This is a genomic window from Achromobacter sp. CF-sbj1-Ac2-l (genome assembly GCF_052698165.1).
The window spans coordinates 6071009-6086768 of sequence record NZ_CP199855.1; the positions used below are offsets into that span (position 1 = coordinate 6071009).

Sequence of the window (15760 nt, forward strand, 5' to 3'; positions counted from 1 at the left end):
CTCATCATATACGCTGCGGACGGCAGGGCGCGAACCGGGCCCGCGCGTGCCCTACAATCGGCGCCATGTCCGCTCAAGTCCGCCCCACCGACCTGCCCGCGCCCGACGATCTGGCCCGGCTGCTGGGTTCACGCCTGCCCGCTTTCCAAGATGTCGCCTGGACCGCCAGCACCGGCTCCACCAACGCCGACCTGCTGGCGCGCGCCCGCACCGGCAGTGGCGCTGGCAAGCCCTGGCTGCTGGGCACCCATCTGCAGGAAACAGGCCGCGGCCGCGCCGGCCGCCCCTGGCAGAACCGCGTGGGCGCGGCGCTGATGTTCTCGTGCGCCTTCGACGTGCACCTGCCGGCCGCGCAATTGCCGGCGCTATCGCCACTGGCCGGCCTGGCCGCGTGCGAGGCGCTGCGCGCCGTGGCAGGCCCTGCCGCCGAGGGCCTCTGCATGAAATGGCCCAACGACGTGCAATGGCACGACGCCAAACTGGCCGGGGTGCTGGTCGAGACCACCCGCAATCCGGGCGGACGCGAGACCGGCTACACCGTCGTCATCGGCATGGGTGTCAACCTGGTCGACGCCGGCGCGCTGTCGCAGGCGCTGGGCCGGCAGGTCGCCGACTGGACCTGTGTCACCGAGCACACGCCAGGCCATGCCGCCACCGCCGCGGACCTGGTCTGTGCGGCGGCGGCCGCCTGGCACGAGGCCGTGCGGACGCTGGAACGCGAAGGTTTCGCCGCCTTTTCCCAGCGCTTCGACCAGGTCGACGCGCTGGGCGGCCGTCCGGTCAACGTGCTGGACAAGGGCGAGGTGGTCCTCAGCGGCACCGCTTGCGGCGTCGACGGCCAGGGCCGCCTGCTGGTGCAAACGCCCCAGGGCGCCATGCCGATCTCGGTCGGTGAAATCTCGATTCGACGCCAAGCATGATCATCCTCATCGACTCCGGCAACAGCCGCCTCAAAGTCGGCTGGCTGGACCCCAGCAGCCCGGACATGCCGCGCGAGCCGGCCGCCGTCGCCTTCGATGGCCTGGACCTGGACGCCCTGGACCGCTGGCTCGCCGCCCTGCCGCAACGGCCGTCGCGTGCGCTGGGCGTGAACGTGGCCGGCGCCGAGCGCGGCGCCGCCATCGCGGCCATCCTGCAGCGCCATGGCTGCGCGGTGACCTGGGCCTCCTCGCAGGCCACCACCCTGGGGCTGGTCAACCGCTACAAGACGCCCTCGCAACTGGGCGCGGACCGCTGGGCCTCGCTGCTGGGCGTGCTGTCGCGCCTGCCCGGCGCCCATCCGCCCTTCCTGCTGGCCAGCTTCGGCACCGCCACCACCATCGATACCGTGGGGCCGGACAACGTCTTCGCTGGCGGCCTGATCCTGCCCGGCCCGGCCATGATGCGCAACGCGCTGGCGCACGGCACCGCCAACCTGCCGATCGCGGAAGGCCAGGTAGTGCCCTACCCCACCGACACGCATGAAGCCATCGCCTCCGGCATCGCCGCGGCGCAGGCCGGCGCGGTGGTGCGCCAGTGGCTCGCCGGCCGCCAGCGCTACGGGCAGACACCGCAGATCTTCGCCGCCGGCGGCGGCTGGCCCGAGGTGCACTCGGAAATCGAACGCCTGCTGGCCGATGCCGGCGGCGCGTTCGGCGCCGCGCCGGTGCCGATCTACCTGAACCACCCCGTTCTGGACGGACTGGCCGCCATCGCGCGCGCCAATCCGGCAGCGAACGCCTGACGAGGCCGCGGCATGCGAGTGCTCTTCATCCTGATCCTGTTGGCCAACCTGGGCGTCTACGCGCTCGGCCAGGGCTGGCTGGGCGTACGCCCGGAAGACGAGGGGCGCGATCCGCGCCGCTTCAGCCAGGAACTGAATCCGGGCGCGGTCACGCTGGTGCCGCGCAAGCCCGCCTGACGGCCTGAAAGACCGTCCCGCTCAGCGCAACCAGGGCGCCAGCGCGTCCATCGTCCGCGCCGTGGCGCCGGCGTGGCTGGCGAACCAGGCGCGCGCCGCGTCCCCGGCCGCCCGCCTGGCCGCAGGGTCGGCCACCAGCGCCAGCGCGGCCCGCACGGCCTGCTCCGGGTCCGGCTGGCGCTGCGCGGCGCCGGCCTCGATGGCATCGCTGGCCGCCTGCTGGAAATTGAATGTGTGCGGCCCGACGATCACCGGCACGCCCGCGGCGCAGGCCTCGATCAGGTTCTGGCCGCCCAGCGGGGCAAAGCTGCCCGCCACCACCGCCACGTCCGCGGCGGCGTAGTAGAAAGCCATTTCCCCCAGCGTGTCGCCCAACAGCACCGCCGTCTCCGGACCGGGCGCCTGCCCCGACGACCGCCGCACGTGGGCCAGGCCGGCCTGCGCCAGCAGCGCGGCGGCCTCGTCGAAACGCTGCGGATGGCGCGGAATCAACAGGAACAGCGGCCCGCCGGGCATGGCGGCATGGCGCTTGACCGCCTCGATGAACGGCGCATCCTCACCTTCGCGTGTGCTCGCCAGGGCGATCACCGGCCGGCCCAAACGGGCGCGCCAGGCCTGTCCCGCCTCGACCTGCGCCGCAGGCAAGGACAGATCGAACTTCAGATTGCCGGTCACGGTAGGGTGCGGCGCGCCGGCCTCGGCCAGCCGCCGGGCATCCGGCGCCGTCTGCGCCAGCACCCGATCCAGCCCCGCCAGCGCCTCGCGCATGACCCTGCCCAGGCGACCTGCCTGCCGCAGCGACGATTCCGAAAACCGCGCGCTCACCAGCGCCATCGGCAGCTCCGCGCGCCGCGCCGCGGCCAGCAGGTTGGGCCAGATCTCGCGCTCGATCAAAATGCCGCAGCGGGGCGCGGCGGCGGCCAGGAACCGCCGCGTGGCGCCCGGAAAATCGTAGGGCAGCCAGGCCTGGCGCAATTGCCCGCGGGCGATGGCGTCCGCGAACAGGCGCGCGCCCTCGGCCCGACCCGTGGCGGTGATATGGGTCAGCAGCACAGGCAGGCCGCGATCCAGCAGGGCCTGCAACAGCGGCTGCGCGGCGCGCGTCTCTCCCAGGCTGACGGCGTGGACCCAGACCGGCGCTTGCGTGGTTCCGGCGGCCGCGGTCGCGCCACCAGCCTCGGCCCGGCCCGACGCGGCCCGACCAAACCGCTCCGGCGAGAAGATCTGCCATTCACCGCCGGCGCGCTTGGCGCGGCGGGCCATCCATAGCCAGACCAGGGGGGCCAGCGCCCGCAGCCCCAGCGTGTAGACGGTGCGGTTCATCAGCGCGCGGCCAGCGCCTGCTCCACCGACGCCATGACCGCCTCGCGCGAGGGCGAGGCGCCGCGATCGCCGAGACTGGCCGTGTAATTCGAGCCGACCAGGGGCGTGCGCACGGGGGTGGACGCGCGATAGATGCCGATGGTGGGACGGCCGAGCGCCGCCGACAGATGGGTCAGGCCGCTGTCCAGCCCGACCATCAGGCGCGCGCCTGCCAGCAGCCGCGCCACCGACGTCAGGTCCATGCGCGGCATGACTTCGACGTCTTCCATGCCCGCGACAAGTAGCCGGGCACGCTCGGCTTCCTGGTCGTTGCCCGCCAGCAGCTTGAGCGCACAGCCGGCGTCACGCAGGCGCCGGAACACGGCGCGCCAATCGTCCTCGGGCCAGAGTTTGTCGTCACGGCTGGCCGACGGCATGATCACGGCGTAGCCGCGGTCGTGGTCCAGGTGATGCAGGCGAGGCAATTCGGTGGCATCCAACCCGCCGGCGGACACCTCGTGCACTGAATCGGCGGCGCCGTCGCGGCCCTGGGCCGCCTGCCGCGAAAACGCCTGCAGGCCGAAATCCGGCTGGCCGCCGTACTGGTAACCAAATGTCAATGACGCCAGTTTGCGCTGGCGAATCACCGCCGGCTGCCAGAATTCGACGCGGTGGCGCACGTTATAGAACAGCGATGCCAGGGGCTCGCGGGCCGATCGCCAATCCAGCCCATGCCGCACCCCCCGCGCCTGGCGCACCAGCCACGCGGACTTCAGCAGCGCCTGCATGTCCAGCACGATGTCGTATTGCTTGGACCGCAACCGCTCCCGCAGCGCCTTGCGCTCGGCGCGCACCTGGCCCGACCACCAGGCCTTGCGCCAGCGCCGGTGGGCCACCTTGATGACCTCCTTGACCGCGGGATGCCAGGCGGGGATTTCGGCGAAAGCTTCTTCGGCGATCCAGTCGATCTCGGCGTCCGGCACGTGGCGGGCGATGTCGGAAATGGCGGGCAGCATGTGCACCAGATCGCCTAATGAGGACGTACGGACAATGAGAATGCGAGTTGGCATCGATTGGAAATGGCGGATTATGCGCTCGTGCCCCCGTCCGGTCTTCAAGTATTATTACGCTCTATTCCGGGAGGGGCTGTCGAATTATCCCGGCAATTTACAACAAAACAACCTCTTCTCCCGATGACCGCTGATCCAGTTACCGACCGCAAGGTCCGTTTCGCCCTGGTAGGGTGTGGGCGCATTTCCAAGAACCATATCGGTGCGATTGCGCAGCACAGCGACCGCGCCGAGCTCGTGGATGTCTGTGACACCAATCCCGCGGCCCTCAAAGCCGCCGCGGAAGCTACCGGCGCCCGTCCATTTTCGTCCCTGACAGAAATGCTGGCGCATACCACCGCCGATGCGGTCATCCTGGCCACCCCGTCAGGCCTGCACCCGTGGCAGGCGATCGAAGTGGCGCAGTCCGGCCGTCACGTCGTCAGTGAAAAACCCATGGCAACCCGCTGGGAAGATGGCAAGCGCATGGTCAAGGCATGCGATGAAGCTGGCGTGCGCCTCTTTGTCGTCAAGCAGAACCGCCGCAATGCCACGCTGCAACTGCTCAAGAAGGCCATCGAGAATGGCCGCTTCGGCCGTATCTATATGGTGACGGTCAACGTTTTCTGGACCCGCCCCCAAGACTATTACGATGCCGCCCGCTGGCGCGGCAAGTGGGAGTGGGATGGCGGCGCCTTCATGAACCAGGCAAGCCATTACGTCGACCTGCTCGATTGGCTGGTGGGTCCCGTTGAAAGCGTGTACGCCTACACCGCCACGCTGGCTCGCCGCATCGAAGCCGAAGACACCGGCGTGGCCGCGATCCGCTGGCGCCATGGCGCCATGGGCTCGATCAACGTCACCATGCTGACCTACCCGCAGAACCTGGAAGGCTCCATCACGATCCTGGGCGAAAAGGGCACCGTGCGGGTCGGCGGCGTGGCCGTCAACCGCATCGACGAGTGGAAGTTCGCCGACGAGCATCCCGACGACGCCAAGATCCGCGAAGCCAATTACGAGACCACCTCGGTCTACGGTTTTGGTCACCCGCTGTACTACGATAACGTCATCCGCGTGCTGCGCGGTGAATGCGAACCCGAAACCGACGGACGCGAAGGCCTGCAATCGCTCGCGCTGCTGACCGCCATCTACCGTTCCGCGCGCGATGGCCTGCGCGTGCCGCTACCGCTGGATTGAGCATCATGAGCATCCATTCCACCGCCATCGTTGACGACGGCGCACAGATCGGCGCCGGCACCCGCGTCTGGCACTGGGTCCACGTATCGGGCGGCGCCGTCATCGGCGACGCCTGTTCGCTGGGCCAGAACGTCTACGTCGGCAACCGCGTCAAGATCGGCAACCGCGTCAAGATCCAGAACAACGTCTCGGTCTACGACAACGTGACGCTCGAAGATGACGTGTTCTGCGGCCCCAGCATGGTGTTCACGAACGTGTACAACCCGCGCGCAGCCATCGAACGCAAGAACGAATACCGCGATACGGTCGTGCGCCAAGGCGCCACGCTGGGCGCAAACTGCACCATCGTGTGCGGCTCGACAGTCGGTCGCTACGCCTTTGTCGGCGCCGGCGCCGTGGTCAACCGCGACGTGCCCGATTTCGCCCTGGTGGTAGGCGTGCCCGCCCGCCAGATCGGCTGGATGAGCCGCCATGGCGAACAGCTGGACCTGCCGCTGACCGGCAGCGGGCAGACCACCTGCCCCGCAACCGGCGACCAATACGTACTCAAAGACGGCGTCTGCCAACTGGTGTGAGACAACATGCAATTCATTGACCTGAAGAAGCAGTACCAAGTCCTGCGCGACCCGATCAATGCACGTATCCAGGCCGTGCTGGATCATGGCCAGTACATCATGGGTCCCGAGGTCAAGGAGCTGGAAGCCGCGCTGTGCGCCTATACGGGCGCCAAGCACTGCATTACGGTCGCCTCCGGTACCGAAGCGCTGCTGATCGCGCTGATGGCCCTGGGCGTGAAGGCCGGCGACGAAGTCATCACCACCTCGTTCACGTTCGTGGCGACGGCGGAAGTCATCGTGCTGCTGGGCGCCGTGCCGGTGTTCGTGGATGTCGAGCCTGATACCTGCAACATCAAGGTTTCGGAAATCGAGGCCAAGATCACGCCTCGCACCAAGGCCATCATCCCGGTGTCGCTGTACGGCCAGTGCGGCGACATGGACGAGGTCAATGCCATCGCCGACAAGCACGGCATCACCGTCATCGAAGACGCCGCGCAGAGCTTCGGCGCCACCTACAAGGGCAAGAAGAGCTGCAACCTGTCCAAGATCGGCTGCACCAGCTTCTTCCCCAGCAAGCCCCTGGGCTGCTATGGCGACGGCGGTGCGCTGTTTACCAATGACGACGCCCTGGCGCAAGCCATGCGCGAGATCCGTGTGCACGGCCAATCGGCCCGCTACTACCACTCGCGCATCGGCGTGGGTGGCCGCATGGACACGCTGCAATGCGCCGTGGTGCTGGGCAAGCTGGAACGTTTCGAGTGGGAAGTGGAGCAGCGCATCAAGATCGGTGCTCGCTACCAGCAACTGGTGGCTGACCTGCCGGGCGGCGCGCGTACGATCACTGTGCGTCCGGATCGCGACAGCGTCTGGGCCCAGTTCACCGTCATGGTGCCCAACCGCGAAGCCGTGATCGCGCACCTGAAGGAAGCCGGCATTCCAACGGCCGTGCACTACCCCAGGCCGATTCATGCTCAACCCGCCTATGCACAATTCTGTGCTGGCGAGAATGAAACGCCTGTTTCGGATCAGCTAGCAGCCCGCGTCATGAGTCTGCCGATGCATCCAGACCTCGATACCACGACGCAGGACACCATCATCGCCGCCTTGCGCGCCGCTCTTTCGCACTGATTTCATGACGAAGACCGTATTGACCGTCCTGGGCGCGCGTCCGCAGTTCATCAAGGCTAGCGTCATTTCGGCAGCGATTTCGCAAACGCCTCAGTTGAACGAAGTGGTCGTACACACCGGCCAGCACTTCGACACCAACATGTCGGATATTTTTTTTAGGGATCTGGGCATGGAGAAGCCTGCCCATTCCCTGAACATCCATGGCGGCAGCCATGGCGACATGACCGGACGCATGCTGGTTGCGCTTGAACGCACCATGCAGCAGGTGCGGCCTGACCTGGTGATGGTCTACGGTGATACCAACTCGACCCTCGCCGGCGCGCTGGCGGCTGTAAAACAGCATATCCCGGTTGCCCATGTGGAAGCCGGCCTCCGTTCGTTCAACTTGCGCATGCCCGAAGAGGTCAATCGGATCCTGACCGATCGCGTCTCGCGCTGGCTGTTCACTCCCACCGAAGCCGCTACCGCCCACTTGCTCAGCGAAGGCACGAACAGCGCCAATATTTTCGAAGTCGGAGACGTCATGCTGGACGTGGCTTTGCATCATGGTTCCCGCGTCGACGACCAGAACGGCCTCATGCAAAAACTGGGGTTGAAAGCCCGTAGCTTTATACTCACCACGATCCACCGAGCCGAAACGGACGATCCTCAGCGACTTGCTGCCATCCTCCGAGCGCTAACGGCGGCATCCAAGGACATTCCAATCGTTTGGCCGCTGCATCCTCGAACCCGTAATCTCCTGGACCAGGCTGGATTGCTGTCGACGGTCGCCGGCACAGTTAAGCTGACGGACCCAATTGGCTATATCGATATGGTCCAACTGGAGAAATACGCTCGGCTAATCATCACGGATTCGGGTGGCGTCCAGAAGGAAGCGTTCTTCCACCGCGTGCCCTGTATTACCTTGCGCGATGAGACGGAATGGGTGGAACTGGTGGAAGCCGGCTGGAACCATCTCATCCCCCCAGCATCCGCGCATGAAATTACGACCGCGATCGCTCGCGCCCTGAGCTCCACACCGCGGGAGATCCAGCCCTACGGCTCGGGTAACGCAGCTCAGCGAATAGTGGAAACCTTGAGCGCCTAGCCCTTTCGGGGTCGTGGCCACCCTATTGGGAATTTTTAGAAAGACCGGCAGCCAGTCGCCCCGGCTTGCTGGCCTCATCCGCTTCATGACACGCATTGCTCAACTCACGACGGCGCATCCTCGCTACGACATCCGTATCTATCACAAGGAAAGCCGCGCGCTTGCCAGACACGGCTATGACGTTCATTTGGTTGTGGCGGACGGCAAGGGCCCAGAAACCCGAGACGGCGTGCACTTTCACGATATAGGAACAGTAGCGGGGCGGGCGCGGAGAATGCTGGTGCAACCGCTGCGCCTGCTCCGTGTCGCCCTCGGCTTAAAGGCGGACATTTATCATTTTCACGACCCAGAACTCCTTCCCGTTGGTCTGCTTCTCCACTGGATAGGACGGACGGTAGTCTACGATGCTCACGAAGATGTCCCGCGCCAGATCATGGCCAAGCCCTGGATTCCTTTTCCGTTGCGCCGCATGGTATCCGTGGCGTTCGAGAAGCTCGAGAATTTCGCGGCTAAGCGCATGGATGCCGTGATTTGCGCCACGCCACACATTACTGCGCGCTTCCTTGACCTCAACAACGGATCGTTCAACGTCAACAATTATCCTTTTCGTGATGAGTTGGCGCCGGCCGTCGCTGGCCCAACTGCCGCAAAGGCCGGCGCGCGCCGAAACATTTGCTATGTCGGCAGCATTACACGTACACGCGGCGCAGTGGAAATGGTTGCCGCGATGGAATTCACCGATGCCCGCCTGATCCTGGCGGGTATCATGGCAGATGCCCAACTCGAAACAGAGTTGAAATCCATGCCGGGCTGGGCAAAGGTCGACTATCGTGGCGTAGTGGATCGCGATGGGGTGCGCAACATTCTGGCCCAAAGTCAGATCGGCCTCGTGGTGCTGTATCCCACGCCCAACCACCTTGCCTCCATGCCAACGAAGATGTTCGAGTACATGTCGTCGGGAGTGCCTGTGCTGGCTTCCAATTTCCCGCTGTGGCGTTCCATTCTGGACAAGGCTCGCTGTGGCATGTGCGTCGACTACGACGACCCCCGCAAAATCGCAACAACGATAAACGACATGCTTTCCGATGCTGACAGCTTGGCCAGAATGGCCGCCAATGGCAGACAGGCAGTCCTGGACGACTACAACTGGGAAGCCGAGGAAACAAGCCTCATAACCGCTTACGATCATTTGGCCTTACGGGCCAGCAAAACCTCCTAAAATCGACACCGCCTTCCCCAGGTCTCTTGCCGCCATGCCCATACTCGACTACCGGATTTGTACACGCTGCGTCATGGACACGTCCGATCCGAATATCACGTTCGATCACCAGGGCGTCTGCTCCTACTGCAATACGTTCGACAATGTAACGTCCCAGCAATGGTTCCCAAACGCGGAAGGGGCACGGAGATTGCGGCAGCGCGTTGATGCCATTCGAAACGAGCGCGCCAAACACGAGTACGACTGCATTCTCGGGCTCAGTGGAGGCATCGATAGTTCGTATCTGGCGCTGCGCGTCCAGGAATTGGGGCTGCGCCCTCTCGTGGTTCATGTCGACGCCGGTTGGAATAGCGAACTCGCCGTTCACAATATCGAGCGCATCGTCAAACATTGCAATTATGATTTACATACCCACGTCATCGACTGGGAAGTCATGCGTGACCTGCAGGCTGCCTATCTAAAAGCCGGGGTTGCGAATCAGGACGTGCCGCAAGACCACGCATTTTTTGGCGCCCTTTATCATTTTGCGGTTAAAAACGACATCCGCTATGTGATCAGCGGCGGCAATATCGCCACAGAATCGGTGCTCCCGGTTGCTTGGGGGCACAATGCGATGGATGCGATCAACCTCAAAGCGATCCATCGCAAACATGGCACGAAGTCGCTGAAGAGTTTTCCGATTATCAACTTCATGCAGTATTATTTTTACTATCCATTCATAAAGAAAATGGATGTGCTGCGCCCGCTCAACTTCATGCCCTACAGTAAGTCAGCAGCGCTCGAATACCTGCAGGACACTGTCGGATATCGAGATTACGGCCGTAAACACGGCGAATCAGTGTTTACCCGTTTTTTCCAGAATCATTATCTTCCCTACAAATTCGGTTATGACAAGCGGCGCGCCCACTTGGCCAGCCGCATCCTGTCTGGAGAGTTGGACCGCGCGGCCGCGCTGGCAGCGCTGGAAGAGCCTTTGTACGATCCGGAAGAATTACGCCAGGACAAAGCATACATCGCAAAAAAGCTGGGCTTTTCCGCCGATGAATTCGAAGCGCTTATGCAACCGCCTGGCCATCATTATTCCGAGTACGCCAATCAGGATCGCCTGTATCAGGCGATCCGCTCGGGAAAACAGTTTCTGTCGACTCTGCTTGGGCGCAGAATAAAGAGCTACGGTTGAACCGCTCCATCCCTTCTCTTTGGAAAACTCCATGATTTCCGTCGTCGACTATGGCTTAGGCAATCTGGGCTCGATCTTGAATATGTTCCGCAAGATCAATGTTCCGGCACAATTGGTCACGACCCCAGAAGAGATTCTTGTGGCCGACAAGATCCTCCTGCCAGGCGTAGGAGCATTTGATGTGGCCATGCAGGAGCTCGCGCGACGCGAACTTATCGAACCTCTAAAACACCAAGCTCTGCAGGCGCGCATTCCCATCCTGGGGATCTGCCTCGGGATGCAACTGCTGGGCAACGGTAGCGAGGAGGGGAAACTTCCTGGCCTGGGTTTTATCGATGCCCGCAGCCATTTGTTCCGCTTTCCAGTGGCCAGACATCTGAAAGTGCCTCATATGGGCTGGAATTTCATTTATCCGGAACAAGACAGTCCAATCCTGGCTGGCTTGACCGAACAGCAATCGAGATTCTATTTCGTGCACAGCTACCACGTAGTGTGCGCCGATCCTCAGGATAACTTGGCCATGACAGATTATGGCGGCAAATTTACCAGCATGGTCCAACGAGGCAATGTCATTGGCGCGCAATTTCATCCGGAGAAGAGCCACCGCTTCGGAATGCAGTTACTTCGAAACTTCGCCGGGATGTAAGTCATGCTTCGCACTCGTGTCATTCCGTGCTTATTGCTGAAGAACGGGGGATTGGTAAAGACAAAGAAATTCAAGAATCCGGTCTATATCGGCGACCCGATTAATGCCGTTCGCATCTTCAACGAAAAGGAAGTTGACGAACTGGTCTTCCTGGATATTGCCTGCACCCTCGGCAAACGCGAGCCCGACTACGACCTGCTCCAGGACATTGCAAGCGAGGCCTTCATGCCATTTGCCTACGGCGGCGGCATCACTCGCGCGGATCAGGCCCAAAGGCTGTTCAAGCTGGGAGTGGAAAAGGTCATAATCAACTCCCATGCAGCGGTCGAGCCGGAGTTGCTCAGCCGCATTGCGGACAGCGCGGGCAGTCAAAGCGTCGTGGCTTCTATCGACGTAAAGCGCAATTTGTTCGGGAAATACACGGTCTGGACTCAGGCCGGCACTGTCGGCACCGCCAACGACCCCGTCCAGTACGCACAGCGCATGGAAGCGGCGGGCGCGGGTGAAATTCTGTTGACTTCGATCGACCGGGACGGCTGCATGGGAGGCTACGACCTCGCGCTCATCAAAGCGGTGAGCGAGGCTGTCTCGATCCCCGTGGTCGCCAGCGGCGGCGCCGCGGTCCCGAACGACTTTCTGGAAGCTCGCAAAGCAGGGGCGTCGGCTGCGAGCGCCGGCAGCATGTTTGTATTTCATGGCAAACACCGTGCGGTTCTCATCACCTACCCTCCTTATTCACAGCTCGAAACCTTGTTCGCAGAACGCTGACATTATCCCCCCCGCCCATGAGCCTGCTCAACCTCCACTTGTTCGGCATCGATTTCAAGTTTGAGTCCCGCACCTACAAAGAAACCGATTCCCTGCTGGACGCCGGCTTAGTGGACCAGGTGGAAATTGTCGCGTTCGGCGACCCCGGTCTTCCTGAGCGAGAGACTCTCGGCCGACCGGATCGTAAATTATGGCGTGTGCCGATTCGTAGTCGACGGGTACTTCCCAAGAATTTCCTGGCGCAGGCCGTCAAATACGTGGAATGGAGCTGGCGCATTATTCGGGAATACCGTCGCACGAAAGTCGCGGTCATCCATTGCCACAGTATGCTGCCGTTGCTTCTGGCATGCCTGTTGAAATCCATGACCGGCGCTCGTCTCGTCTACGATGCCCACGAACTGGAAACAGAAAAATACGGCCTGCATGGCAGACGCCAACGTATCGCCCGCTGGTTGGAAAAAACATTAATCAAGCATTGTGACGCTGTGCTGGTCGTGAGCCCCTCCATTGAGCGCTGGTATCGCCAGAGGTATCCCGATACGCCTGTCGTGCTCGTGCGAAATGTCCCGCTGGCGCCGCCCACGCTGACTCCCTATCCTTGGCGGGAAGAATTGGCCATCCCCGAAGATGCACTCCTGTTTATCTTCATTGGCGGCCTGACGCAAAGCCGTGGCATTCCGGCCATGCTCAAGGCATTCGATCGCGAAGAATGCAGGCATCATTTGTTATTCATGGGCGCAGGCGCTTTCGAATCCGATATCCGCAAAATTGAGCAGCGCGTTTCGAATATACATCTGCGCCCGCCGGTGCCGATGCGCGAAGTCTTGAATCGTGCGGCGGGTGCCGACGTGGGCATGTGCCTGATCGAAGAGACATGCCTCAGCTATCGCTATTCGTTACCAAACAAATTATTCGAAAGTCTCCAGGCGGGGCTGCCGGTAATTACCGCCGACCTGCCAGATCAAAAAGCGCTGCTCGAACAGGCTGAGGCCGGATGGACGTGTGCCGTCGAACCGCAAGCCATCGCCGCAATCGTCGACCAGTTATCGCAAAATTCTGTAGCGCGGTGCCGCGAAGGCGTAAAGGCTCTTCAGAGTACGTTGGACTGGTCCCACGAAGCCGAACGCCTAAAGGCGATCTACCGGCACTTGTTACCTTCCGGCTCGCAAGCAAAACACTAGCCGCGGATTCTATGCGCTTTCTTTCCGGCGAATTCTTCCAACGGGTTATCCGAGTATTCCTGGGAACCCTCGGCGCGCAGGCTATTACCATCGGCTCCATGCTGGTGCTGGTCCGCCTTTATAGCCCCGCAGAAATGGGGCATTTCAACGTATGGATCTCGTTCGTCACGATCGGAGTTGTGGTAGCCACCGGGCGTTACGAACTGGCAATGTTCGCGATCAAGTCGGAACACGAAGCGAGGGACCTCGTCAAGCTCATAGGCCACGTGGCATTCTGGTTCGCACTTGCGAGCGGTGGCGTGCTTTTCGTGCTGGACTGGATGTCCGATATGGCACCCGTCGCGGTGGTTTCGTTTCTCCCGGCGCTCGTGGTAGCGATTTTTTTCATGGCTTTGCAAAAGACATTCGGGAATGTCCTGGTGCTACATAGGCAATTCTCTCGACTCGGTCTCTCCCGTTTGGCCGCTGCCGCTAGTGTGGCGTTGCTGCAATTTGCTGGCGCCTGGGTGCTATCTGGAAGCGCCGGCCTGATCTATGGGCAGACTCTGGGCATTATGCTCGGAACGGCCTTGCTACTCATGCTCATCGACCGCCAATGGCTGGCAAGCTGCATGAAAGGCAAGCGGCGGGCAATGTGGCGGGCAGCCAGGCAGTACGCCCAATTTCCGAAGTTCTCCTTGCCTTCGGACCTTATCAATACTTTGGTCAGCCAACTACCACTGATCCTGATGAGTTCGCGATACGGCGCAGATGTTGTCGGATGGTACGGAATGACTACGCGCGCCATGGCCGCTCCCATCTCGCTGCTGTCGAACTCGGTTCTTGATGTTTTCAAAGAGCAGGCAGCACGTGATTATCGCGAAAAAGGCAACTGCCGCGACATTTATCGCAGAACATTCATTACCCTGGCCCTGATCGCTTTGCCCCCGTTTGCGGCGCTGTGGCTGTTCAGCGAAGTCCTTTTCGGCTTTGTATTCGGAGAGGCATGGAGACAATCAGGTGTCTATGCTCGGCTGCTGATACCCATGTTCTATATGGGCTTCATTGCGAGCCCACTCGGATATACGATTTATATCGCCCAGAAGCAGCACTACGACCTTGCGTGGCAAATTGGAGCGCTAATGGTGGCACTTGCCAGCTTCTTGCTGCCATCCACCCCGGAACGGTCGATTGGAATTTTCAGCATTTCCTATGCCGGCATGTATGCCATTTACCTGGCTATGTCGTACTACTTTTCTCGAAACCCAAAAGGTAGCGCCTCGACTAAATGAGGCCCTCGTCTTCCGACATACCAGGCGGCCAGTGCCACTAATGTGACGAAGAAAAGATCGATATTCACAAAAACTTGGAACATCGAAGTGACAGGCAGATCTTTTAAATGCAGCAACAGCCAGACATAACACCCGACCCCTAGAGGGTTACGGGCGCAATGAGTATACAATCCGCCTAGACCATATACCGCCATACCTACCAGCAAGGAGAAGGGCAAGAATACTCCAAGCGGCCCAAAATTTGCGTAAAGCTCCCCCCAATACGCAGTAGGCGCGCTACCAATACGCCCAGTTTTTTCTTCCATTCCCGGATGTACGATTTTCATGACCTCTCGGGACAAGGAATAAGGTTCAAAAGGAAAAATATTCCGTGGATTAGGCAACGATCTGCCATGGAGATAATCAACCTTGTTCGGAAATATCTCCATATAATAATAGAATGTCATTACCTCCGCACCAATCGCTCTCGAATAGATATCGGAAACAAGAATTCCGAGAGTCTTTGATGTGCGGGATGCCAGATCTTTTTTTGTATAATCCGGAACACCTACAAGATAAAAAGCAGCGCCGAGAAAAAGCATTCCGGCCAACAGCGCGCTCAACACTGCTTTTATGCTAACTCTACCCGCACCCTTCACGACAATCGCGGTCAAAACCAAACCAATCAATAACCACGCGCCCGGCGCCTTGGCAGTAGTCATTATCGCCGCAAAAAATGCAGGGATAAATATTGCAATGAAGACTGCGACTCTCTTCCAATCGAATTTCAGCAGAACCCGGGCGAACGCGGCCCAACAGCAAACCGAAAGAAAAGAGCTGTAGAATAATGAATACCACCAGAGCTTGCCGGGAAAATCGTAAAACATCTCACTTCGCGCGGCAAGCCGAGCCTCCAGGGCATTATCCTTGAAGGCCTCGAATATGGCGATTACGGGAGCTAGGTAAAGAACCCTGAGCAACACCAGAACGGAAATGACGGTTAAGGCGATAATCATGAGGAATTCGCCCCTTGACTCGGAAATATTCCGAAATCTCTCTCCCGCCGGCGGCCTCAACCAAGCGGGGAGCGCCCTCCGGGCCAGAGCGTAGCCCAGCACGACCATAATTATGGAATAGCTGGCGTAAATAAACATACGATCCAGCAGATGCCTGTCGACCATGCCGCGAAAATCGCCGCCCGCGTCCAGTTCATAATATGCCTGGGCGTACCCCAGAAAACCAAACATAAAAAGGGACACCAAGACCAGGGAAGGAGCAGACAGTTGCATTATGTCT

At 61.1% G+C, this 15760-nt stretch carries 16 protein-coding genes; 13 read left to right on the forward strand and 3 right to left on the reverse strand.

Annotation, left to right across the window (positions count from 1 at the left end; all coding sequences use genetic code 11):
- Positions 1-65 precede the first annotated feature (65 nt).
- From ACUDCK_RS27870 to ACUDCK_RS27880, 3 genes are read left to right on the forward strand one after another with little or no spacing between them, the layout of a single operon-like run.
- The gene (locus ACUDCK_RS27870) at positions 66-920 is read left to right on the forward strand and encodes a biotin--[acetyl-CoA-carboxylase] ligase (protein ID WP_054500304.1); all 855 of its coding nucleotides are present in this window, start codon (positions 66-68) and stop codon (positions 918-920) included.
- A complete protein-coding gene (locus ACUDCK_RS27875; RefSeq protein WP_054500303.1) occupies positions 917-1723 on the forward strand; it encodes a type III pantothenate kinase in 807 nt (268 codons plus the stop codon). The genes ACUDCK_RS27870 and ACUDCK_RS27875 overlap by 4 nt, the downstream gene beginning before the upstream one ends.
- A gap of 12 nt (positions 1724-1735) precedes the next feature.
- Entirely contained in the window at positions 1736-1900 is a 165-nt protein-coding gene (locus ACUDCK_RS27880; RefSeq protein WP_006391936.1) for a hypothetical protein, read from the forward strand.
- Positions 1901-1921: 21 nt separating this feature from the next.
- On the opposite strand, the gene ACUDCK_RS27885 is transcribed toward ACUDCK_RS27880, so the two are convergent.
- A complete protein-coding gene (locus ACUDCK_RS27885) occupies positions 1922-3223 on the reverse strand; it encodes a 3-deoxy-D-manno-octulosonic acid transferase (protein WP_175167936.1) in 1302 nt (433 codons plus the stop codon).
- Positions 3223-4272, reverse strand: coding sequence for a lipopolysaccharide heptosyltransferase I (waaC, locus tag ACUDCK_RS27890; protein WP_175167935.1), 1050 nt, complete (start codon positions 4270-4272; stop codon positions 3223-3225). Before waaC ends, ACUDCK_RS27885 begins: the two co-directional genes overlap by 1 nt.
- A gap of 123 nt (positions 4273-4395) precedes the next feature.
- Between waaC and ACUDCK_RS27895 the strand changes: the two genes are divergently transcribed.
- From ACUDCK_RS27895 to ACUDCK_RS27940, 10 genes are all read left to right on the forward strand, one after another.
- A complete protein-coding gene (locus tag ACUDCK_RS27895; RefSeq protein ID WP_054500300.1) occupies positions 4396-5448 on the forward strand; it encodes a Gfo/Idh/MocA family protein in 1053 nt (350 codons plus the stop codon).
- Between the two features lie 5 nt (positions 5449-5453).
- Positions 5454-6023, forward strand: coding sequence for an acyltransferase (locus ACUDCK_RS27900; protein WP_175167934.1), 570 nt, complete (start codon positions 5454-5456; stop codon positions 6021-6023).
- A 6-nt stretch (positions 6024-6029) separates the two neighbouring features.
- Positions 6030-7133 (forward strand): DegT/DnrJ/EryC1/StrS family aminotransferase, encoded by a 1104-nt coding sequence (locus ACUDCK_RS27905; RefSeq protein ID WP_175167933.1) that lies wholly within the window; start codon positions 6030-6032, stop codon positions 7131-7133.
- A gap of 4 nt (positions 7134-7137) precedes the next feature.
- Positions 7138-8220, forward strand: coding sequence for a non-hydrolyzing UDP-N-acetylglucosamine 2-epimerase (wecB, locus tag ACUDCK_RS27910; protein ID WP_445659282.1), 1083 nt, complete (start codon positions 7138-7140; stop codon positions 8218-8220).
- Between the two features lie 13 nt (positions 8221-8233).
- Positions 8234-9439, forward strand: coding sequence for a glycosyltransferase family 4 protein (locus tag ACUDCK_RS27915; protein WP_240317238.1), 1206 nt, complete (start codon positions 8234-8236; stop codon positions 9437-9439).
- Between the two features lie 73 nt (positions 9440-9512).
- Positions 9513-10619, forward strand: coding sequence for an N-acetyl sugar amidotransferase (locus ACUDCK_RS27920; protein WP_240317237.1), 1107 nt, complete (start codon positions 9513-9515; stop codon positions 10617-10619).
- A 31-nt stretch (positions 10620-10650) separates the two neighbouring features.
- Positions 10651-11265 (forward strand): imidazole glycerol phosphate synthase subunit HisH, encoded by a 615-nt coding sequence (hisH, locus tag ACUDCK_RS27925; RefSeq protein ID WP_054500295.1) that lies wholly within the window; start codon positions 10651-10653, stop codon positions 11263-11265.
- A 3-nt stretch (positions 11266-11268) separates the two neighbouring features.
- The gene (locus tag ACUDCK_RS27930; protein WP_054500294.1) at positions 11269-12033 is read left to right on the forward strand and encodes an AglZ/HisF2 family acetamidino modification protein; all 765 of its coding nucleotides are present in this window, start codon (positions 11269-11271) and stop codon (positions 12031-12033) included.
- 17 nt (positions 12034-12050) lie between these two features.
- Positions 12051-13214, forward strand: a complete 1164-nt coding sequence (locus tag ACUDCK_RS27935; RefSeq protein ID WP_175167932.1) for a glycosyltransferase — start codon at positions 12051-12053, stop codon at positions 13212-13214.
- An 11-nt stretch (positions 13215-13225) separates the two neighbouring features.
- Positions 13226-14485, forward strand: coding sequence for a lipopolysaccharide biosynthesis protein (locus tag ACUDCK_RS27940; protein ID WP_162876574.1), 1260 nt, complete (start codon positions 13226-13228; stop codon positions 14483-14485).
- Here the strand turns inward: ACUDCK_RS27940 and ACUDCK_RS27945 are convergent.
- Positions 14443-15753, reverse strand: a complete 1311-nt coding sequence (locus tag ACUDCK_RS27945) for an O-antigen polymerase (protein WP_156330682.1) — start codon at positions 15751-15753, stop codon at positions 14443-14445. The genes ACUDCK_RS27940 and ACUDCK_RS27945 overlap by 43 nt on opposite strands.
- Positions 15754-15760 lie beyond the last annotated feature (7 nt).